Annotated in this window: 13 protein-coding genes; 10 read left to right on the top strand and 3 right to left on the bottom strand. The window is 39.2% G+C overall.

Features of this window, described 5'->3' with window-relative positions; translation table 11 throughout:
• Positions 1 to 130: 130 nt before the first annotated feature.
• The 8 genes from PALPR_RS15455 (at position 131) to PALPR_RS10590 (ending at position 18,198) form a co-directional block, all read left to right on the top strand.
• Positions 131 to 724: a ligand-binding sensor domain-containing protein gene (locus tag PALPR_RS15455; protein WP_013445628.1), complete on the top strand. Its 594-nt coding sequence runs from the start codon at positions 131 to 133 to the stop codon at positions 722 to 724.
• Positions 725 to 834: 110 nt separating this feature from the next.
• On the top strand, positions 835 to 4,257 hold the full coding sequence (locus PALPR_RS10620; protein ID WP_013445627.1) for a hybrid sensor histidine kinase/response regulator: 3,423 nt from the start codon (positions 835 to 837) through the stop codon (positions 4,255 to 4,257).
• Between the two features lie 194 nt (positions 4,258 to 4,451).
• Complete coding sequence (locus tag PALPR_RS15450; RefSeq protein WP_013445626.1) at positions 4,452 to 5,264, top strand: outer membrane beta-barrel protein; 813 nt, start codon at positions 4,452 to 4,454, stop codon at positions 5,262 to 5,264.
• A gap of 162 nt (positions 5,265 to 5,426) precedes the next feature.
• Positions 5,427 to 7,610, top strand: coding sequence for a glycoside hydrolase family 3 C-terminal domain-containing protein (locus tag PALPR_RS10610; protein WP_013445625.1), 2,184 nt, complete (start codon positions 5,427 to 5,429; stop codon positions 7,608 to 7,610).
• 87 nt (positions 7,611 to 7,697) lie between these two features.
• Positions 7,698 to 10,058, top strand: a complete 2,361-nt coding sequence (locus tag PALPR_RS10605; RefSeq protein WP_013445624.1) for a glycoside hydrolase family 31 protein — start codon at positions 7,698 to 7,700, stop codon at positions 10,056 to 10,058.
• A 17-nt stretch (positions 10,059 to 10,075) separates the two neighbouring features.
• Complete coding sequence (locus PALPR_RS10600) at positions 10,076 to 11,665, top strand: GH39 family glycosyl hydrolase (RefSeq protein WP_013445623.1); 1,590 nt, start codon at positions 10,076 to 10,078, stop codon at positions 11,663 to 11,665.
• A 55-nt stretch (positions 11,666 to 11,720) separates the two neighbouring features.
• Positions 11,721 to 13,916, top strand: coding sequence for a beta-glucosidase (locus PALPR_RS10595; RefSeq protein ID WP_041620380.1), 2,196 nt, complete (start codon positions 11,721 to 11,723; stop codon positions 13,914 to 13,916).
• Between the two features lie 409 nt (positions 13,917 to 14,325).
• Entirely contained in the window at positions 14,326 to 18,198 is a 3,873-nt protein-coding gene (locus PALPR_RS10590) for a leucine-rich repeat domain-containing protein (protein ID WP_013445621.1), read from the top strand.
• Positions 18,199 to 18,348: 150 nt separating this feature from the next.
• Here PALPR_RS10590 and PALPR_RS10585 read toward each other — a convergent pair whose 3' ends face one another.
• The gene (locus tag PALPR_RS10585; protein WP_148226468.1) at positions 18,349 to 18,762 is read right to left on the bottom strand and encodes a DUF6249 domain-containing protein; all 414 of its coding nucleotides are present in this window, start codon (positions 18,760 to 18,762) and stop codon (positions 18,349 to 18,351) included.
• 142 nt (positions 18,763 to 18,904) lie between these two features.
• Between PALPR_RS10585 and PALPR_RS10580 the strand changes: the two genes are divergently transcribed.
• A complete protein-coding gene (locus PALPR_RS10580; protein WP_041620379.1) occupies positions 18,905 to 19,471 on the top strand; it encodes an RNA polymerase sigma factor in 567 nt (188 codons plus the stop codon).
• Positions 19,458 to 19,829: a hypothetical protein gene (locus tag PALPR_RS10575; RefSeq protein WP_148226467.1), complete on the top strand. Its 372-nt coding sequence runs from the start codon at positions 19,458 to 19,460 to the stop codon at positions 19,827 to 19,829. Before PALPR_RS10580 ends, PALPR_RS10575 begins: the two co-directional genes overlap by 14 nt.
• Positions 19,830 to 20,218: 389 nt before the next feature.
• Here PALPR_RS10575 and pckA read toward each other — a convergent pair whose 3' ends face one another.
• Both pckA and PALPR_RS10565 read right to left on the bottom strand, forming a co-directional pair.
• Positions 20,219 to 21,814, bottom strand: a complete 1,596-nt coding sequence (gene pckA, locus PALPR_RS10570; RefSeq protein ID WP_013445617.1) for a phosphoenolpyruvate carboxykinase (ATP) — start codon at positions 21,812 to 21,814, stop codon at positions 20,219 to 20,221.
• Between the two features lie 380 nt (positions 21,815 to 22,194).
• Positions 22,195 to 23,019, bottom strand: coding sequence for an alpha/beta hydrolase (locus tag PALPR_RS10565; protein WP_013445616.1), 825 nt, complete (start codon positions 23,017 to 23,019; stop codon positions 22,195 to 22,197).
• Between the last annotated feature and the right edge of the window lie 103 nt (positions 23,020 to 23,122).

The raw sequence follows: 23,122 nt of genomic DNA, 5'->3' as shown, positions 1-23,122 counted from the left end.
CATATTTGATAACAGACAGGGGTCAAATGTTTACATGGAAGGACTAAAATGATAATAAGTCTAATGGTCTGAAATTTAAACGTATTTATTTTATACATTTGTCTGAGAAAATAAAATGCTTATATCTTTTATGAAAAAATACATACTTGCATTTTTCCTGTTTGGAGTTTTAGGCTTACATGCTGAATCTTTTAATTTTGCCAGACTTGACAACACAAACGGATTGTCGAATAATCAAATTAAATGTATCTTTAAAGATAGCAGAGGATTCATGTGGTTTGGGACTAATTATGGTCTTAACCGATATGATGGCTACAGAGTAAAAATTTACAAATCAGTTAAGAACGACACTACCAGTTTAAACTCAAACTCAATCAACGATATTCAGGAAGATTATAACGGAAATTTGTGGATTGGAAACAACAACGGTTATTGCATATACAATATTCTAAATGAGAATTTCAATCGCAATTTATCTCCTTTGCTTTCAGAATTCGGAATCCATTTCAAACCCTCCATTGTAGAAATCGATAATCAGAAAAATTTTTATTTCTATGAAGCCAATCATGGTTTATTTGAGTACGATATAAAAAACAAGAAACTAATACGTTTTATCATTCAGTCCAAAAATTTTAAAAGTACAATCAGCTCAATAAAAGCTCAAAATGATTTTATCTGGATTCTTTTTACGAACGGATTAATTGAACGATTTAATAAAAATTAAAAAAAATTGATTTCAATAACACGTTCATAACTCAGAATGACAAAGGATCAACCCTAACCAAGCGACTATTTATAGATGCGGATGGCAGCCCCTGGATTTATCCGGGTCTTATGGATAAAGGAACCTTGTATTTTGACATGAAGAAAAAAGAGTGGAGCTGTTTTGGGAATAATATTAAAAATATACCGGGGTCAATACTATATTCTATAAGTTCCAACTTGGTTCGGTCAATTGAACAAGACAAAAAAGGCCGTGTATGGATTGGAACAGATCACGGTGGAATTGAAATATTTAATAAGACATCAAAACAACTGATATTGCTCCGCAACGATCCTGCTAATCCTAATTCAATCAGTCAAAATTCTGTCATTAGTTTACATTGCGATAAAACCGGAATAATGTGGGTAGGAACATACAAAAACGGAGTCTCATACTTTTATCCGGGAATATTTAAGTTTGAAAAATCGCCTTTATTTTTTTACAATAATCCTGAGATGGAAAATAAAGATTGTAATGCAATTCACGAAGACAGAAAAGGTAATCTCTGGATTGGGACAAACGGAAGTGGTGTGCTGAAACTGGACAGTAAAATCGGGAAATTTAAACTATACAGAAATCAAGAGGGCAATAGTTCAAGCATTTCATCCGACATTATTATCTCCATACTGGAAGATAAAAGCGGCACGATGTGGTTTGGCACCTTCTGGGGTGGACTGAATAAAATGGTAGGTGAACGTTTTCAGAATTATCAGCCTGAACTGAATAATCCAAATTCTTTATCCAATAATAGTGTTTACGGACTGGTAGAAGACCGCAACCAGAATATCTGGATTGCTACATTGGGAAGTGGGCTTGATGAACTTAATAAATCCAGAAATAATTTCAGTCACCACAAAACCAATTATGTGAAAGGAATTTCTTCAAATTACATAGTTTCTTTGTTCAGCAAAGACTCCATGTATATATATCTATGTACATCGGTTGGTATTGATGTGCTTAATACTTCAACTCGTATAATTAGTCCCCTTTTCAAAGATTCGTCTCAGAAAAACAAGCTTTCCGACCTGACGATAAATAATGTGCTTCTCGACAAAAAAAATCAGATTTGGATAGCCACCGACAATGGCATTAACATCTACAATCCAGCTAATAAGACGATAGAATATATAGATAAGTCGAGTGGACTACCGAGCGATCAGGTTGTCTCGTTGGTAGAAGATAATAACGGGAACATTTGGGCAGGCACAAGAAACGGGTTAACGTGTATATACTGCAAGCAGGATCCGGTTTCGAAAAAAACGGTTTACAGTGTTGTTTCGTTCGATGAAAACGACGGATTATTGAGCGCAATCTTTAATCAGAATGCTATTTTTAAAAACAAACAAGGTAAAATTTACATTGGATGTACCAAAGGTTATACAGTATTTGATCCGCAGAACATCCATTATAATACGATAGCTCCACAACCTCGTTTTACAGAGCTACTTATTGGAAATGAGGAGGTAGAACCGGGTTCTACATTGAAGAAACGAATAGTACTAGACTCATCGATTGTACTTACAAACAAGATAGAACTACATTACAATGAAAAAAACTTTACGGTTAACTTCTCTGCAATGAGCTATATTCATCCCCAGAAAAATAAATACCGCTATAAACTGGAAGGATTTGATGAGAACTGGATTGATATAAAAAATGGAATAGGTTCTGTAAGTTATTCCAATCTAAATCAGGGAACTTACCAACTAAAAGTGTATGCCAGTAACAATGACAATGTGTGGAGTAAATCGCCGGTTGTTCTTAGTATTGTTATTCTTCCCCCTTTCTGGTTAAGTTGGTGGGCATATTGCATTTATTTCATCCTGAGTTTGATAGCACTTTGGAGCATTGTGAAGTTCAATCTGAGAAAGCAAAAAAAACAATTTGAGCGCGAAAACCGCGAAAGAGAAATAAAACAGCTGCACGAAATAGATGAAATGAAATTCAGGTTTTTCACCAACGTGAGTCATGAATTTCGCACACCGCTTACATTAATCATAAATCCAATTGAAAAACTGCTGAAAGAAGCAAAAACGGATGAAGAAAAATCGGTGCTTAGTATTATTCAACGAAATGCAAACGGATTATTGGAGTTAGTAAATCAGCTACTTGACTTCCGTAAGCTCGATGTACATAAAGATACGTTGAATTTGGCTGTAGGCGATGTGGTGACTTATATAAAAGATATCTGCTACTCGTTTACAGATATGGCTAATCAAAAAATGATCAGTTTTTCCTTTTCAACATCCATTCAGGAATTCCAAATGGAGTTTGATCCGGCAAAAATGAAAAAGATAATTTATAATCTGCTTTCGAATGCATTTAAGTTCACCCCTAAAGGCGGCAAGATAGATGTTAACATGAGTCTGATTGTTCAGCAGGATAATGAACAGAAAACGCTGAGAATAGATATTTCTGATAGCGGAACCGGAATACCGGAGAAAGATCTGAATCGCATTTTTGATCGATTTTATCGGGTAGAAAATGCCGAAAACGGACATCAAACCGGAACGGGAGTGGGATTACATATCGTTAGTGAATATGTAAAACTCCACGAAGGCAGCATTAATGTTGAAAGTCAAATAGGAAAAGGTTCTGTCTTCACTGTACAGATTCCAGCCAGGCTTCATATTCAGGAAGAAATTATCAGTCTGGGTCTGGATCTTCAGGAAAAATCAAACGAACCAAAAGTCGAAGAAGAAACAACATTGATTGCCGAAGATAGCCGGAATAAACTGCCTCTCATGTTGATAGTTGATGACAATGAAGATTTCAGAGAATTTATTTCAAGCATGTTTATCGAAAATTATCGGATTTTGAAAGCCGAAGATGGTAAAATAGCTTACCAACTGATTTTGGAAAAAATGCCCGACTTAGTGATAAGTGATGTGATGATGCCCAACATGGATGGATTTGAGCTGTGCAGACTGATGAAACAAGATATTCGCATTTCGCATATTCCTATTATTCTTCTTACAGCAAAAGATGGTGAAGAAAACAAATATCACGGACTGGAATCGGGAGCTGAAGATTACATTCCAAAGCCATTCAACATGGAGATGCTTTCGCTCAAAGTGAAGAAAATCGTAGACCGTCAAAAGAAAATCAGAGACCAGTTTAAACACAAAGTTGACATCACGCTAGGCGAGGTTCAAATTGTATCGATGGACGAAAAATTCGTCAAAAAAGCAGTAGCGCTTGTTGAAGCCAATATTTCGACAAGTGAATTTCTGGTCGAAGACTTGTGCCGCGAAATGGGTATGAGTCGTGTTTATTTTTACAAGAAAATTTTAGCACTTACAGATAAAACTCCGTCCGAATTTATTCGTTTTATCCGGCTTAAACGAGCTGCCGATTTATTGGAAAAAAGTCAACTTTTTGTCAACGAAGTTGCATTTCAGGTGGGTTTCAACGATCCGAAATACTTCCGTAAGTACTTCAAAGATGAGTTCGGAGTTAGCCCAAACGAGTACAAAAAGAAATTCTCCAATTGAATTTATTAGTTCAAAACAGATAAATACTGCCGAAATAGAATTATTAAACTGATTATTTGTCACAAATATTGCTACAAAATGTTGTTATTTAAAAATTAGATTATAACTTTGCACTTTCAAATAACTTGTTTAATAACCAGTTATTTATTTCCAGTGTGATAAAACAGCATTAAATCTTTCAACAAAATTTTATTATGAAGAAAATTTGTAGTCTAATTATTATTTTATCAGCATTCCATTTTGCAGCTTCGGCTCAGTATACTCAAGGAAAAATTTACATTGATGGAAGTGTAAATTACAATAATGACAATATGAGTATTGCTACATTAAAAGTCGGAGAGGCAACAAAAACAACATCGAATAATCTTACTATTTCTCCAAATATAGGCTATTTCGTTTCAGATAATTTTGCAATTGGTATAGGTTTGGAATATATATCTTTATCTAGTTCAAATACAGCACTCACAGGTATTGAATTTGATTATATTAAAAAGAATTTAGTGAATAAAATTATAGATGAATCATCAAGTAAGTGGAAAGAATTAGCTCCTACGCTTTTTGCCAAGTATATTATTCCTGTTTCAGACAAATTGAGTTTCTCGTTGAAGGCTAAGTTTTCACACGGGTTACTAACAGACGATATAGCGATTAATTCAACAACAATTAATTATGACGATAAAGGGTCTGTTTCAAGTCAAACAAGTAGTACGGTTGTAAGTGAAAAACCATCGAAACAAACCAATCGTTTTAGCATTTCACCTGAATTTCAATATCTTATAACTAACAAAATCGGCTTGCAGATAAATTTCACCGGATTTAGTTATAATTCAATTCCAGTAATCAATCCTAGTTTTGAGCAAAAGGATGACGGCAATTTTTATCATGTGGTGAACTATGGCACACAAAAAACAACAAGCTTTACTATTAATCCTTCTTCGTGGAGTTTTGGTGTATTTTTTCTATTGGGAAAAGGAAGCGAATCAAAAGAAATAAAGACCGGCGAATAAATAGCAAAAAAATATCGCGTAAATATATAAACGACACAGATCAATCATCAACGGTTGGTCTGTTTCTTTTTGTACTATTTCAACCCCAAAATAGAAACATCTTATTCGGTTTCATTTTCATATTAAGAGTACTTTTGTCTTGTTATTAAATCTATACTTAAAATGAAAACCCACACTATTCTTTTGATCTTTGCACTGTCCTTGATGAGGTTACAGGCAGTTTCTCAAACAACTTTTCCTTTTCAGAATACCGGTTTACCAGACAATGAACGACTGGATAATCTCCTTTCGTTGATGACGCTGGACGAAAAAGTAAATGCGCTTTCTACAAATCTGGGAGTTCCGCGTCTCGGAATTCGTAACACAGGACATTCCGAAGGATTACACGGGATGGCTCTTGGCGGTCCCGGAAATTGGGGCGGTTCGGAAAGAGGTGTTGCCAAAACCTACCCAACTACGATTTTTCCTCAGGCTTACGGACTCGGCGAAACCTGGGATACGGAATTGATTCAGAAAGTAGCCGATATTGAGGCTACCGAAATCCGGTTTTATGCCCAAAATGCAAATCTCCAAAAAGGAGGAATGGTGATGCGTGCTCCCAATGCCGATCTGGCTCGTGATCCACGGTGGGGACGTACCGAAGAGAGCTATGGTGAAGATGCATTTTTGGGGTCACGACTCACAGTAGCATTTGTCAAAGGGCTGCAAGGCAATGACCCGAAATACTGGAAATCTGCATCACTTATGAAACATTTCCTGGCCAATAGCAACGAAGATGGTCGAGATTCTACTTCGTCCAATTTCGACGAACGACTTTTCCGCGAATATTATTCTTTCCCATTTTATAAAGGCATTACCGAAGGTGGTTCTCGGGCTTTTATGGCATCGTACAATGCCTGGAATGGTGTGCCAATGACTGTAAATCCGATATTGAAAAAGATTGCACGCGACGAATGGGGCAATAATGGCATTATCTGTACCGATGGTGGTGCGCTTTCGTTGTTGGTGAATGCACATCATGCATTTCCTACATTGACTGAAGGTGCAGCAGCTGTGGTGAAAGCTTCGGTGGGGCAGTTTTTGGATAACTTCAGATCATACATTTACGAGGCATTAAAAAAAGGGTTGCTAACCGAAAAAAATATTGACAATGTCATCCGTGGAAATTTCTACGTAGCATTGAAACTGGGATTGCTGGATGCCGATCAATCGAAAGTGCCGTACACCGGCATTGGTGTAACCGATACTGTTTCACCCTGGAATAAGCAGGATACGAAAGCTTTCGTCCGAAAAGTAACGGCTAAATCGGTTGTTTTACTCAAAAATACTGCCGGGTTATTGCCATTAAACAAATCAAAAATCAAATCCATAGCTGTTATCGGACCTCGTGCCAATGAGGTGTTGCTCGATTGGTACAGCGGAACGCCACCTTACGCAGTAAGTATTTTACAGGGGATAAAAAATGCTGTTGGAAAAGACATAGAGGTTTTCTATGCACCTTCCGACGAAATGGATAAAGCAACCCTGGCTGCCCGAAAAGCCGATGTGGCAATTGTTTGTGTCGGCAACCATCCGTATGGAACCGATGCACGTTGGAAAATATCTCCCGTACCAAGTGATGGTCGAGAAGCTGTCGATCGTAAATCCATAACATTGGAACAGGAAGATTTAGTAAAGCTGGTCATGCAGGCTAATCCTAAAACAGTGATGGTGTTGGTCAGCAATTTTCCGTTTGCTATCAATTGGTCGCAAGAAAACGTACCCGCTATTCTGCACGTAACTAACAACAGTCAGGAATTAGGCAATGGTTTGGCGGATGTCATTTTTGGTGATGTAAGCCCAGCCGGTCGTACAACGCAAACCTGGGTGAAAAGCATTACCGACCTTCCACCGATGATGGATTACGATATTCGTCATGGCAGAACATACCAATACTTCAAAAGCAAACCGCTTTATCCTTTCGGATTTGGGTTGAGTTATACTTCGTTTGAATATTCTGGATTGGAAACTTCAAACCCAACGCTTACCGACTCAATTTTTGTTTCTGTAAAGGTAAAAAATATTGGGAAACGAGATGGTGATGAAGTGATCCAACTCTATGTTTCTTATCCCGATTCCAAAGTGGAACGCCCAATGAAACAACTGAAAGGATTTAAAAGGGTATTTATTCCTGCCGGCAAATCGAAAACGGTAGAAATTCCATTGAAAGCATCGGATGTAGCGTATTGGGATATAGCAAAACATGCTTTTGTGACTGAAAAGAGCAAGCTGAAGTTGATGATCGGAAGTTCATCGGCTGATATAAAACTGACAAAAGTATTACCCCTAACCCCAAAAGGGGAATAAGTAATTTGATTTAAAATTAATACTAATATTTTCATAACCAAACTCTCTATTCCCCTTTAGGGGCTAGGGGTCTTTATTTTATACAACATGAAAAAACATCTTTTTCCCGCTTTGCTTTTGTTGGCGTGCAGTTGCGTGCAGCCGCTCGTGGCACAACAAAAACGACTCCTCGGTGATCCCGTGGATATGAGTCTCGATTTTAAAGATTTTCACAACACCTTTTTCTTTGCCGATAAATTAGCCAGTTTTGACCCGGCTACAGCCAAAGGAAAAATCAGCTGGAAACGCTCGTCAATTTATACCCGTCAGGCTTTTGATGTGAATACCATCTTGCCACAGGACTTGAAGATGCTCGACTTCCCCGGTGAAGCCTATCAACAAAACCCCGAACTGAGTTTTACAGTGGATTTTATTACGCCCAGAACCTTGCGCATCCGTATGCTGACAACTCCGGTGGAACCAAAACCTTTTGATTCGCCTATGTTGGTGAAAGAGCCCGGCAAAGACAATTCGTGGAAATATGCCAAAACAAAAAATGGATACAGCTACACCAGTGCATCTGGAAAATTATTGATTGAAGAAAATCCGTTTCGTATTGTACTGATGGATGCCAAAGGCAATCGCCTGACCGATACCTGGCGTTGGAAAGATAATGACTCGTCGCAGGTAAAAATACTTCCGTTCAATTTTATCAAAAAAGGCGTTGACAATAGCCGTGAGATTAATCCGGTGTTTTCATTGTCTCCTAACGAAAAGATATTTGGTTGTGGTGAGTCATTCACCAAACTCGATAAGCGCGGCCAAAAAGTGAACCTGTTCGTTACCGACCCACAGGGTCCGGAAACCGACCAGATGTACAAACCGATTCCATTCTTTATGAGCAACCGCGGGTATGGTATGTTTATGCATACTTCTGCCCCCGTTACCTGCGATTTTGGAAATACCTATGTGGGAGCCAACAAACTTTTCATGGGTGATGAAGCTTTGGATTTATTCATTTTCGTGGGCGAACCAAAAGATATTTTGAATGAATATACCGAGATCACCGGTAAAGCGCAGATGCCTCCACTTTGGTCATTTGGAACCTGGATGAGCCGCATCACGTATTTTGAACAAAAGGAAGGATACGAAGTGGCTGCGAAACTGCGCGAAAATAAGATTCCAGCCGATGTGATTCATTTCGATACCGGATGGTTCGAAACTGACTGGCAGTGTGATTATAAATTTGCTCCATCGCGTTTCTCGGACCCGCAAAAGATGATCAGCGATTTGAAAAAGGATGGCTTCCATATTTCATTGTGGCAGCTTACCTATTTCACCCCGAAAAATAAGTTTTTCCCCGAAATCATCGACAAAAACTTGAATGTAAAGAACTCTAAAGGCGAAATGCCGTACGAAGATGCCGTGCTCGATTTTTCGAACACGAATACCGTAAAATGGTATCAGGATAAGCTGGCCGGATTGCTCAAAATGGGTGTTGGAGCTATCAAAGTAGACTTTGGTGAGGCAGCACCGCTGGAAGGTGTTTACGCATCCGGTCGTGGTGGCTGGTACGAGCATAATCTCTATCCTTTGCGCTATAACAAAGCGGTGGCCGAAGTGACCAAAGCTACCAACAACGAGAATATTATCTGGGCACGTAGCGCGTGGGCCGGTAGTCAGCGTTATCCGTTGCATTGGGGTGGCGATGCGGCTAATAAAGACATTGCCATGGAATCGGAATTACGTGGCGGTTTGTCGTTTGGATTAAGCGGATTCTCGTTCTGGAGTCACGACATTGGTGGATTTGTCCAATCTTCACCCGAAGCCTTGTACCGTCGCTGGTTACCTTTCGGCTTCCTGACTTCACACAGTCGCGCACACGGAGCTCCTCCCAAAGAACCCTGGTTGTATAATCCAGGATTTGTGAAAGCTTTCCGCGAAGCGGCTGAAATGAAATACAAGCTTATGCCTTACGTATATGCTCAGGCTAAAAACTGTACCGAAAAAGGTTTACCGATGGTACGGGCACTCTTTGTGGAATTCCCGAACGATCCCGGAGCATGGACTGTAGATGATGCTTATCTTTTTGGTTCGGATATCTATGTAGCACCGTTGATGGAAAATACCAAAGGTCGTCAGGTGTATTTGCCGGGTGGAAAATGGATCGATTATCAAACAGGAAAAACCTACGATCGTGGTTGGAACGACATTGAAGCTGGAGCAATCCCTTGTATTATTCTGGTACGTGACGGAGCTGTGATTCCTCATGCTAAGCTTGCACAATCCACGGATAAAATTGATTGGTCAACCATTGATTTAAAGGTTTATGGCAATCAACAAACGGCTAAGGGACTGATTTGTCTACCTACTGACAATATTTTAGTATCTTTGGTCTTGAATAAAAAAGGAGATTCATATCAAGTTGAAAAAGGAGCAATTGCTGGAGTAAAGTACCAAGTCAAATAATATAATAAAACTATTCAATGAAAATAAGATCGTTATTAGCATCACTTATTATCCTGTTTGCGGGTTCTGCTCTTGCTCAAACGAATATCAACCCTTCATCCGAACGGGTCATCAATGCCGATTTCAACAAAGAAAAAGGCACCTTCAATACCATGTTCAAAGAATGTATAGGTGCCGGGCGTGCCAATGAAGGATTGCGGGCCGACTGGCAACAGCAACTGGCCTATGTGAAGAAGAATTGTGATTTCAGGTATATCCGCATGCACGGTTTGCTAACAGATGACATGGGAGTTTATCGGGAAGATAAAAACGGAAAGCCGGAGTATAATTACCAATACATTGATGTGCTGTTCGATTATCTTCAAAGTATAGGCATCAAACCATTTGTGGAACTTGGGTTTATGCCGTCGGCACTGGCAAGCGGTCCGCAAACCATTTTTTGGTGGCGGGGAAACGTTACTCCTCCGAAAGATTATAATAAATGGGCAGATTTGATAAAAAATCTGACAACACACTTCACAGAACGTTACGGAGTAGAAGAGGTAAAAACATGGTATTTTGAAGTATGGAATGAACCGAATTTATCTCCCGGATTCTGGTCAGGAACACAGGAAGAGTATTTCAAACTTTACAGATATTCTGTAAATGCCATCAAAAGCGTAAATAAAGATTTTCGGGTAGGTGGCCCTGCCACAGCGGGGGCTGCCTGGGTACCGGAAATGATTAATTTTTGCAGTAAAAACTCTATTCCGCTCGATTTTATCAGTACGCATTCTTACGGTGTAAAGCAAGGTTATTTAGACGAATACGGCAATTCTGGAACTGTTCTGAGCAAAGATTCGATGGCTGTGAGTGGCGATATTCTGAATTCGCGAAAGCAAATAAGTGTATCAGCTATGCCCGGACTTCAACTTCATTATACCGAGTGGAGTTCGTCATATACACCAGCCGACCCAATTCACGACAGCTATCATCAAGCGGCGTACATATTACAAAAAATCAAACAGGTTGGCGCTGCTGCCAATTCAATGTCTTATTGGGTATTTACCGATATATTTGAAGAATCAGCACCCCGGTTTACTCCTTTTCATGGCGGTTTTGGACTGTTGAATACGCAAGGTATCAATAAACCGGCCTTCTATTCGTATAAGTACATGAATAAGCTTGGAAACAAGGAACTAATTAATTCCGATTCGACATCGTGGGTATGCAAGGACAATAAAGGGAATATTCAGGTGTTGCTTTGGGACTTTACGAATACTCATCCGGGCGATTCGGTAAATAATCAGGTGTATTACATCCGCGATTTACCGGCTAAACCGAAAGGAAAAGTCAAAATACATTTGTCGGGAATCCCTCAGGGCACTTATAAACTTGAAATTCATAAAACCGGTTACAAAGCAAACGATGCCTATTCAACTTATTTGAGTATGAATAGACCTGCACAGCTAACAAAATTGCAGGTTGAGCAAATAAAAAAACAGAATAATGATTCCCCTCTCCTGACTGAAAAAATAATTGTAGGCAAAAACAAATTACTGGTGAAGGAGCTGAATATTCGGGAAAATGATGTTTATTTTTTGAGTATCAATAAAATTCAGCATTAAATCAATAAAAAAAGAAATGATAAAATTTCGGTATTAACCTTTTGATAAATATAAAATGAAGAAAACAATGACAGCTATTCTGTGTTTGCTGGGAATTGCAGGTATGCAGGCACAAACAAAACCGGTTTATCTCGACAATAGAAAAACAATTGAACAAAGAGTAGAAGATGCCCTTTCGCGCATGACTATCGAAGAGAAAGTGGCCATGTGCCATGCTCAGTCTAAATTTTCATCACACGGAGTACCTCGTCTGGGTATTCCTGAAATATGGATGAGCGATGGACCACACGGTGTACGCGAAGAAATAGAATGGGATGCATGGGGCGCAGCCAAGTGGACTAATGACTCCTGTACGGCTTTTCCTGCTCTAACCTGCCTGGCGGCCACGTTCAATCCTAGCTTATCGCACGAATACGGAGTAGCCATTGGCGAAGAAGCCCGCTATCGCCGTAAAGATATTTTGCTGGGTCCGGGTGTGAATATCTATCGTACACCGCTCAACGGACGTAACTTTGAATACATGGGTGAGGATCCTTATTTGGCAGGTCGCATGGCTATACCGTATATCAAAGGAGTTCAAGAAAACGGAGTAGCAGCTTGTGTGAAGCATTATGCCCTTAATAATCAGGAAGTGTGGCGCGGACATATCAATGTAAACCTGAGCGACAGAGCGCTGCACGAAATTTATTTACCGGCTTTCAAAGCAGCTGTCGAAGAAGGCGGAGCATGGTCTATCATGGGTTCATATAATCAGTTTCGGGGAGAACATTGCTGCCATAATGACTTGTTGCTCAACAAAATTCTGAAAGGTGACTGGAAATTTGACGGGGTGGTGGTTACCGACTGGGGCGGAGCACACGATACAAAACAATCGGTATTTAACGGACTCGATATAGAAATGGGAAGCTACACCAACGGTTTGTCATCCAGAGCTATGTTCGGCTACGAAGATTTTTACCTGGCAAAACCTTTCCTTACGATGCTCAAAAAAGGAGAAGTGCCTGTGTCCGTTCTGGATGATAAAGTACGTCGTATCCTGCGTCTGACATTCCGTACGAATATGATGCCCGACAGGCCTTACGGTCGGTTTGTATGTAACGACCATAGCACTGCAGCTCGTAGAGTGGCTGAAGAAGGTATCGTGCTGTTGAAAAACGAGAAACAGTTCTTGCCAATTTCAACGAACCAATACAAAAAAATTGCGGTAATCGGAGAAAATGCCTCGCGCAGTCTCACCGAAGGAGGCGGATCATCTACCCTGAAAGTGAAATACGAGGTTTCACCACTCGATGGCTTCAAACAGACATTTGGTGCCGATAAAGTTGTTTACTGTAAAGGATATTCATCTGGTCCATCCATGTATGGTCGTGTGATAGCGCCAAAGGAAAACCAACAGCAGCTATTTGATGCGGCGGTAAAAGCAGCCAAAGATGCAGACATCGTGTTTTTTGTAGGCGGTCTGAATAAAAACCACCAGCAGGACTGTGAAGCAGGGGATCGTATTACGTACAATCTTCCTTTTAATCAGGATAAATTAATAGAAGAAATTCTGAAAGTCAATAAAAACGTGGTAGTTCTGCTTGCCAGCGGTAATGCAGTGGCTATGCCTTGGCTGAAGGATGTTCCTGCTGTTTTGCAAGCCTGGTATCTTGGCTCTGAAAGTGGCAATGCAATAGCCAACGTGATCACCGGTAAAGTAAATCCGAGTGGCAAATTACCGTTCTCTTTCCCTGTAAAACTGGAAGATAATGCTGCACATTCGTTTGGCAAACTTTCATATCCCGGCGACAGCACCAATGTTTTTTACAAAGAAGATATTCTGGTTGGTTACCGTTGGTTCGATACTAAAAAGATTAAACCATTGTTCCCCTTCGGATACGGACTTTCATACAGTACTTTTGAATATGGCAAAATAGCTACAGACAAGAAAACTTACGGACAGGACGAAACAATCAAGGTATCGTTTACGCTGAAAAATACCGGCAAAGTAGATGGTGCAGAAGCTGTTCAGGTATATGCATCGCAACCCAAAGCCTCGGTTATGCGTCCGGCTAAAGAGTTGAAAGCATTTGCCAAAGTATTTCTTAAAGCAGGCGAAACACAAACCGTGGCATTGGAAGTAAAGGTAAAAGATTTGGCTTTTTACAACGAAAAAACGAATAACTGGACCGTGGAATCGGGAGAATTCGTATTGCGTAATGCGGCCTCTGCTGCCGATGTAAAGAGTAGCGTAAGTATTCAGATAAAATAGAATCTTCTTATTCGGAATGCGACTTGAAGTCGCACTCCGAATAGTTGAAACACAAACAGCCCGAAAGTTTAGTACTTTCGGGCTGTTTTTTTATAATTAAACTGTATCAAAAATCTATGGCATGTTTGAATCTCCAATCCTCAAGGATATATCTATCTAATTCTTTGCAGAAAGATGCTGGTTGATGATTGGGATTACAAATTCCACCAAACAGTGCCATTCTTTACTCATCTAATTAAGAACATATCCGCTTAAACAGGGGCTTTCCAAAGTATTAGAAAGTTCTTTTATGTTTAATAGCATACTCTTTATCATTTGTTTTGATAATTAAAACATATTGTATATTTTTACGCTTTTATATGTAAATCTATAAATACTAGTCAATGAAAAAACAAATTCTACTTTTTTTATGTCTAAGCTCTTTTTTATTGTCCATTCCAAAGTTATAGCAGTTTCTGACGTTCAAAGTTTAAGCGTTTTAACTACTACAGTAGCGACTTCTATAACAAAAACTACAGCAGTTACAGGTGGAAACATTACAGATCAAGGCTCATCGGCTGTTACAGCGCGTGGCGTTTGTTGGAGCACATCCCTTAATCCCACCATTGTAGATGCTAAAACGACTGATGCAGATGGTACGGGTGCCTTTTCAAGCTCTATTACCGGTTTAACTTCCGGTGTCACCTATCATATTCGGGCTTATGCCACAAACGATACTGGCACCGCTTATGGTGCTGATTTGACATTTACAACATTGGGAACCGAACCAACAGTTACAACAACAACGGCAAGTGTAATAACAAAAACGACAGCCACTGCCGGTGGTGAAGTAACAAGTGCCGGAACTTCCCCTGTTACAGCACGCGGTGTTTGCTGGAGTACGTCAGCTAATCCCACCATTACAGACAATAAAACTACTGATGCAGATGGTGCGGGTGTCTTTTCAAGCTCTATTACCGGTTTAACTTCCGGTGTCACCTATCATGTTCGGGCTTATGCTACCAGTGCTGTGGGTACATCGTATGGTGCTGATTTGACATTTACAACATTAGGTACTGAGCCAACAGTTACAACAACAATAGCAACCGCAATCACAAAAACAACGGCCACTGCCGGTGGTGAAGTAACAAGTGCCGGAACTTCCCCTGTTACAGCACGCGGTGTTTGCTGGAGTACGTCAGCTAATCCCACCATTGCAGACAATAAAACTACTGATGCAGATGGTGCGGGTGTCTTTTCAAGCTCTATTACAGGTCTAACTTCGGCAATAACCTATCATGTTCGAGCTTATGCAACCAGTGCTGTGGGTACATCGTATGGTGCTGATTTGACATTTACAGCATTAGGTACTGAGCCAACAGTTACAACAACAATAGCAACCGCAATTACAAAAACAACGGCCACTGCTGGTGGTGAAGTAACAAGTGCCGGAACTTCTCCGGTTACATCTCGTGGTGTTTGTTGGAGTACTTCAGCTAGTCCCACCATTGCGGATGCTAAAACTACTGATGCAGATGGTGCGGGTACTTTTACAAGCGCTATTACCAGTTTAACTTCAGGTGTTACTTATCATATTCGGGCTTATGCCACCAGTGCTGTTGGAACATCGTATGGTGCTGATTTGACATTTGAAACTTTAGGGACATTGCCAACAGTTACAACTACTGCGGCTAGCTTTGTGACATCAACTACTGCTACTGCCGGAGGCGAAGTAACAAGTGCAGGCACATCGCCAATTATTACCCGGGGTGTTTGTTGGAGTCTCAATGCTAATCCGATATTAGCAAATGCCAACTCTCTGGGAAGTGGTTCAGATAAATATATATGTTCAATTACAGGATTAAAATCTAATACGACCTATCACATCCGGGCTTATGCTACCAGTGCTGTAGGTACAGCCTATGGCGAGGATTTAACCCTGACTACCATCATTGCCGATCCAACAATTACCGTTAATGTTCCTACAGCAGGAACATTAAATACGTTGATTTCTACCGGAGACAAAACATCGATAACTAATCTGACGCTAACCGGAACCATTGATGCCAGAGATGTGAAATTTTTACGTGACGAACTCGTCAATCTTGAAGTTTTAGATATTATTGCCGTGAATATTACTGCCTACAGTGGAGGTGATGGCACAATTAACTCAAGTATTGATTATCCTGCTAATGAACTGCCAAAATCTTCTTTCTGTTTTACAGATGGAACAGGAAAAGCTCACTTAAAGAGTATTAACCTGCCCAATTCAATTACATCAATAGGCAGTATGGCTTTTCAAAACTGTACTGGTTTGACTAACATCATAATACCTAATTCTGTAACTTCGATAGGATCCTCGTCTTTTTGGGGATGCTCTAATATTAACAACTTAATGCTTGGCACTTCGGTTACAAGCATTGGAAATGCTGCCTTATTTATGTGTTCTAAACTTACGACTGTAACACTACCAGCATCATTAAGCACAATAGGAAGTGAAAGTTTTGGAAATGAGTGGGCAGTGAAAGAGTATATTGTTGACTCAAACAATCAGAATTTTTCTTATGTTGATGGTGTATTATTTAATAAAGATAAAACCACATTAATTCTATTTCCAAAAAACGCCAATACTACTACTTATGCTATACCTGTTACTGTAAGCACAATCGGTGATAAAGCTTTTCAATATAGTTCAGTTACTAGTGTAAGTATTCCAGCTTCTTTGACTACCATTGTAGAAAATGCTTTTGGTAATTGCCGGAGCTTGACAGAATTTGTCGTTGATCCGGGTAATATGAATTTCTCAACATTGAATGGTTGTCTTTTTAATAAAAATCAATCAGCATTAATTATATCCCCGGCAGGGAAAAAAGGAAATTACACAATTCCCAATACGGTTACTTCAATTCGAAATTATGCATTCAGTGGCAGCACAAGTCTTACAAGTGTTGTAATTGGGAGTTCAGTTTCATCGATAGGATCTGGGGCTTTCGTAGATTGTTGGAATTTGGCATCTATCTCTTCAGCTAGGGCTATTCCTCTTAGTTTAGCTAATCCTTTTGCATTTGGAGGTATGAATAATACTAAATGGACTTTATACGTTCCTGTAGGTTCAAAAACTGATTACCTAGCTGCAGATCAGTGGAAAGATGTTCCAAAAATAGTGGAAGGCTTTCCTGCCATTGTTGAAACAGATAACGCTAGTTCAATAACAGCAACCACCATTGTTACAGGAGGTAATGTTTCAACCGAAGGTACTTCAGCGGTTACAGCTCGCGGAGTTTGTTGGAGTTTTGATGCTTTTCCAACAATTGCAGGTTCAAAAACTACTGATGGAGCAGGTTTAGGAACATTTACAAGCAATATTAGCAATCTTTCGCCAGGTCAGGTTTATCATGTCAGAGCATATGCCACAAGTGATGTAGGTACTGCCTACGGTACAGATTTGACATTTACCACTGTAGGAACTCCTCCAACTGTTTCTACTACTGAAGCTAGTTCTATAACTAAAACAACAGCGATATCAGGTGGAAACATCACAAGTTTTGGAACTTCTTCAATTATAGCTAGCGGTGTTTGCTGGAGCACAAATGCTAATCCAACCATAGCTGATAACAAAACCACTGATGGTACAGGTTTTGGAGTGTTCACAAGTTCAATATCAGGACTAAGTTCTGGCGTCACCTATCATTACAGAGCTTATGCAACAAATAATTCTGGAACATCTTATGGTTCTGACAAGATTTTTTCAACTCTAGGCACATTGCCTGCGGTAAGCACTAGGTCTGCAGCTAGTATCAGTACAACAAGCGCAACAGTAGGTGGTAACGTTACAAATCAAGGTTCCTCATCTGTTACTTATCGTGGGATTTGCTGGAGTAGGACTATTAATCCAACTACAGCCGACAATATAACCACTGATGGTACTGGTGCAGGTATATTCTCATCGTCTATTACAGGCTTAACGCCGGGTGTAACATATCATTTCAGAGCATATGCTACCAATAGTGTGGGAACTGTTTATGGTGATGATTTGACTTTTGTAACGGTGACTACCGGATTATCCGACGAGAAAATAAGTTCTATCACTCTTTATCCAAATCCGGCTATTGATGAGTTGCAAATTAAAAATTTGGATGGAGTAGCTATCTTTACATTGAGTGATTTAAGTGGCCGGCAGCTTATAAATAAAAAGATTGCAAATGATGAATTAGTTTCGGTGAGCACTTTGCCAAAGGGTATTTACATTGTAAGAGTAACTACAAAAGACGGAACTATAGAAAAGAAGATTGTGAAAGATTAAAACATTCGTTTGACAAATAGTACAACGAAAAGCTGCTTCAAGAATTTGAAGCAGCTTTTTTATTAAGTTACATCCACTTAAGTATTGTAAATAAGAAATGAGCTGTCTGAAATTCATCAAACAGCTCATTCTATAGTCAAGTTATGAGTTTTAATGCTCTTTTTTATCTTTTCGATATTTCATTTCAATCAAAAAGGCAATCAATAAACCCAGACCACCAAATAATAAAGTAGATGCACCATAGATAACTTCGGATGTGCGATAAGAATAATCGCCGTTATTATAGTAGCCCGGTATAGTGCCATAACAAATAAAATACCCCACAAGTAATCCCAGTCCAACACCAAGCAACAAACAAGCAACCTTTAGTGTACCAAATCCTCCTTCAAATTTAAAATTAAGAGGAAATGAAAACTTGTTTTCAATCATGGAAGAATCAAATTTGTCACCGATTTTTTCGATAATTGCCAGACGCTCTTTTTTGCGTACGAACAAATCAAACAATTTGTAAATGCCAAGGGTTATCATTCCAACAACCAATGGAATAGTAATAAAGTCCATCATAATCTTTTGTTTTTAAATAAATAATTTCGTTCTTTGTAGTGTTTGACGCAGCAACCCGAAAATGGTTACACATCTCCTTCTTTTTTATTTTGTCTGAAAAGAATCTGTAACCAAAACGGAACATGTGCGTCTTATACAATATATGAATAATCAGGACGAGATAAACTACATAGTGCGTATACTTGCCGGCGAAACGAATTTATATTCGCATTTCGTCAACTCGTACAGCAACTCTATCTACTCGTTGATTGTTCGTATAGTACAGACCAATGAAGATGCCGAGGAACTGACGCAGGATAGTTTTCTGAAAGCGTTCAAAAAACTGGACAGTTTCAAAGGCGATTGCAGTTTCTCTACCTGGTTGTTCAGGATAGCTTATAACACGGCTATTTCGGCCACCAGGAAGCGAAAAATGGAGTTTCCGATGGTGGATGAAGTAATGATGGAAAGCGTTCCTGACGAGGCAATAGAAACTTTTTTCGATGGGGATGAGAATGAGATCAGATTACAAAAGCTGGAAGAAGCCATAACGAAACTCAATGTAGAAGAAAAAACGCTGATAACGCTTTTTTATACGGAAGATAAATCGGTGGCAGAACTGGCTCGGGTGTTGGATCTGACTCCGGAGAATGTGAAGGTGAAACTTCACAGAGTGAGAAAGAAATTATATGTATTAATGACGAAAGGAAATGAAAATGAACAACGATAAAGCAATCAGAAAAGCACTTCAATCGACCGAAAGCCCCCGACTCTCTGCGGACTTTAATTCGCGCCTGATGGCGGAAGTGTATCGCGCCGTAGAACGAAAGAAAAAACGGGAGTATGTGCTGGGCATCTGCCTTATCTCGGGGGCTTCGCTGGCATTAATAGGATTGGCCGTTTACGTGTTCCTCACCTACATTCCGTGGAACTTTACATTTGAACTTCCCAAGTTTCCGAAAGTACATTTATCGTCTGAGTCTAAATCGATGTATGCATTTAGTTTCTACATAGCTTTTTTGAGCCTTATTCTTATCGGGCTTGATTATTGGATTCGCCGTAAGTGGATGATGAAAAAGATGAAATAAAATAGGCTTTCTTCATGCTCCTATAATCAAACAGACCGATTCTCACGAACCGGTCTGTTTTTTATTATCTAACTTTATCAAAAAGCTATGGCATAATTGTGAATTATCAAATCTATTTTATTCTATCAATACTCACAAAACAGTTTTAAATTCAAAATAGTTTACAATACTTCAAATAAAAATCAATATTTCCCCTTATTCAGCACATGCTTATCCGAGTCAGTATATATTTAATGGCATAGAAATCAGAACATAAGCACTCAGAGATTAGATGGGATTTAGCTTGGAACTTTATACGAAAAAAATGAGCTGTTCGATAATTCGAACAGCTCATTCTATTATTATCAGCAAAAGTACTTAGCTCTTACTTTCTTACGTCTTACTTCTGATTACAATTGTGGACCTGAAGGAATCAATGCTTTCGCATCGTCGTTGTCACAGTATTGTTCGAAGTTCTTGATGTATTTAGCAGCAAGTGATTTTGCTTTAGTTTCCCATTCTGCAACATCTGCATAAGTATCACGTGGATCAAGGATGTTTGAATCAACATTGTTCAAAGCAGTTGGAGCTACCAGATTCAAAATTGGAACGTGTACTGTTGGAGCATTTTCGATTGAACCATCAATGATAGCATCGATGATAGCACGAGTGTTTTTCAACGAAATACGTTTTCCTGTTCCGTTCCAGCCAGTGTTTACCAAATAAACTTTAGCGTTGTGTTCTTTAGCCTTGCCAATCAATGTCTTAGCATACATTGTTGGGTGCAAAGTCAAGAAAGCTTCACCAAATGCAGGCGAGAAAGAAGGAACCGGTTCAGTGATACCACGTTCTGTTCCGGCTAATTTTGAAGTAAAGCCTGAAAGGAAGTGATATTGAGCTGATTTTTCGTCCAAAATAGATACCGGAGGCAATACACCAAATGCATCAGCCGACAGGTAAATAATTTTCTTTGCGTGTCCTGCACGTGAAGGAGAAACGATTTTGTTGATATGATAAATAGGGTAAGAAACACGGGTGTTTTCTGTTTTAGACGCAGCAGCTGAATAATCAGGAGTACCATCAGCACCTACAGTTACGTTTTCCAACAAAGCATCACGACGGATAGCTCTCCAGATATCTGGTTCTTTGTCTTTTTCCAAATCGATTACTTTAGCATAGCAACCACCTTCGTAGTTGAACACTCCGTGATCGTCCCAACCATGTTCGTCATCACCAATCAGGTAACGTTTTGGGTCTGCAGAAAGAGTAGTTTTACCAGTTCCTGACAAACCGAAGAAGATAGCTACATCACCATCTTTACCAACGTTAGCAGAACAGTGCATAGAAGCGATTCCACGCAATGGCAAGTAGTAGTTTTGCAGCGCAAAAATACCTTTCTTCATTTCACCACCGTACCAGGTACCACCGATTACCTGCATTCTTTCAGTCAGGTTGAACAATGTAAATACTTCAGAGTTCAATCCTTGTTCTTTCCAGTTAGGATTTGAAGTTTTAGAACCGTTCAAACATACGAAATCTGGTTCACCGTAGTTAGCCAATTCGTAGTGAGAAGGACGGATAAACATGTTAGTCACAAAGTGAGCCTGCCATGCTACTTCCATAACGAAACGTACTTTCAGGCGAGTATCTTCGTTAGTTCCGCAGAATGTATCAACTACATACAATTTTTTTGCAGTAGAAAGTTGTTTTGTTACAAGATCTTTACAGTGCGCAAATACTTCAGGAGTAGTAGGGCGGTTAATAGTTCCATCCCACCACAAGTGCTCATCGGTTACTGCATCTTTTACAAAGAATTTATCCTTAGGAGAACGACCTGTAAATTTACCTGTATCAACGGATACCGCACCTGTTGTTGTTAACACTCCTTTTTCAAAACCTTCGTTTGCAGGATCGATTTCTGCCTGAAACAATTCTTCGTAAGTTGGGTTGTGCAGAATTTCAAAATTTCCTGAAATCCCGTACTTGCTTAAATCCAAGTTTGCCATTTTTTTTAAATTAAGTGATCTATAATTGTTTTTACTATCTCGCTAAATCAGAATCTTTTTTTCAATCACAAAAGTAATCTTTTTTTTTGTAGCACAAAAGGAATTAAAGAAATTTTTCTTTATTCCTGTATAAAATTCTTCATATTGTAATAAATATGCAATTATTAAGTTTGATCAACACCTGTTCTACTGTAGTTACTCTTTGATATTTGCTGATATATTGATATTTCGGACGATTTATTTAATAAATATTTCAATTACGATTGATTGTATGAAAATACTTTATTTATGGTTAAATGGCTTTTCATTGAAAAGAAAAACCCGCAACAAATAACATGCTGCGGGTTAAATAAGAGAGAATCAACCATATAGAAGATGGCTTATTTCTTTTTAGCTTTTTCAAAATTTCGTTCGAAAAACAATAACTGATATTGGATGGAATTAGTCCAATAAGACCAATCATGCTCACCGGGTCGTTCAATATAATCGTGGTTAATGCCTAAGTTCATTAACCGACGATGCAGAGCTGCATTAATCTGATAAAAAATATCTGAAACTCCGCAATCAATTATCAGGTTCAACTCATCGTTCTTGAGCGAATTTACCATATTTATGACCGATCTGTTATCCCACTCAGTAGCGTTAGTTTCTATGTTTCCAATACGTTTAGCGATGTCAAAAAGTTTGGTTGAGCTTCGTAAATCAACACCACCACTCATACTTCCGGCATTGGCGAATAAATCTTTGTTGCGAATGGCAATGTACAATGCCCCATGACCACCCATGCTCAGCCCCGTAATAGCTCGTTGCGAACGTTCGGCTATGGTGGAATAATGTGTATCAATGTAGCTCAACAAATCTTTAGTAATAAAGCTTTCGTATTGGTATGTTGAATCAATGGGACTATCCATATACCAACTGCTATAACCTCCATCGGGGCAAACCAGAATAAACTGGTGCTTATTGGCAAGTGCCTTGATAGAAGGGACCGTATTAATCCACTTTGCATAATTATCACTGTAGCCATGCAATAGATATACTACAGGGTATCGCTTTTTCACGTTATAGTTCTCAGGTACAATCACTACGTTTCTTATTTCTTTCTTCATCTTTGTCGAGAAGACTGAAATGGTATCTACCTGATTTCTAGAGAAACCAACAACACAGAAAAATAACGCAACTAAAATAAGATGTAATTTTTTCATATACAATATACTACAATAATAAAAAACATAAATTCTCTAACTTAGAGATATAAAAATTGATTTAAAAACAAAAGTAGTAAATTGCCTCGAAATGAAATACAGC

It is taken from the genome of Paludibacter propionicigenes WB4, assembly GCF_000183135.1.
Lineage (GTDB): Bacteria > Bacteroidota > Bacteroidia > Bacteroidales > Paludibacteraceae > Paludibacter > Paludibacter propionicigenes.
This window is presented reverse-complemented; position numbering and strand designations above follow the sequence as displayed.

Bases quoted from the DNA above. Each gene is read 5' to 3' on its own strand.
- PALPR_RS10565 (WP_013445616.1), bottom strand. From the start codon at position 23,019: ATGAAAAAATTACATCTTATTTTAGTTGCGTTATTTTTCTGTGTTGTT.
- PALPR_RS10585 (WP_148226468.1), bottom strand. From the start codon at position 18,762: ATGATGGACTTTATTACTATTCCATTGGTTGTTGGAATGATAACCCTT.
- PALPR_RS10590 (WP_013445621.1), top strand. From the start codon at position 14,326: ATGTCTAAGCTCTTTTTTATTGTCCATTCCAAAGTTATAGCAGTTTCT.
- PALPR_RS10575 (WP_148226467.1), top strand. From the start codon at position 19,458: ATGAACAACGATAAAGCAATCAGAAAAGCACTTCAATCGACCGAAAGC.
- PALPR_RS10620 (WP_013445627.1), top strand. From the start codon at position 835: ATGGATAAAGGAACCTTGTATTTTGACATGAAGAAAAAAGAGTGGAGC.
- PALPR_RS10610 (WP_013445625.1), top strand. From the start codon at position 5,427: ATGAAAACCCACACTATTCTTTTGATCTTTGCACTGTCCTTGATGAGG.
- PALPR_RS15450 (WP_013445626.1), top strand. From the start codon at position 4,452: ATGAAGAAAATTTGTAGTCTAATTATTATTTTATCAGCATTCCATTTT.
- pckA (WP_013445617.1), bottom strand. From the start codon at position 21,814: ATGGCAAACTTGGATTTAAGCAAGTACGGGATTTCAGGAAATTTTGAA.
- PALPR_RS15455 (WP_013445628.1), top strand. From the start codon at position 131: ATGAAAAAATACATACTTGCATTTTTCCTGTTTGGAGTTTTAGGCTTA.
- PALPR_RS10580 (WP_041620379.1), top strand. From the start codon at position 18,905: ATGAATAATCAGGACGAGATAAACTACATAGTGCGTATACTTGCCGGC.
- PALPR_RS10595 (WP_041620380.1), top strand. From the start codon at position 11,721: ATGAAGAAAACAATGACAGCTATTCTGTGTTTGCTGGGAATTGCAGGT.
- PALPR_RS10605 (WP_013445624.1), top strand. From the start codon at position 7,698: ATGAAAAAACATCTTTTTCCCGCTTTGCTTTTGTTGGCGTGCAGTTGC.
- PALPR_RS10600 (WP_013445623.1), top strand. From the start codon at position 10,076: ATGAAAATAAGATCGTTATTAGCATCACTTATTATCCTGTTTGCGGGT.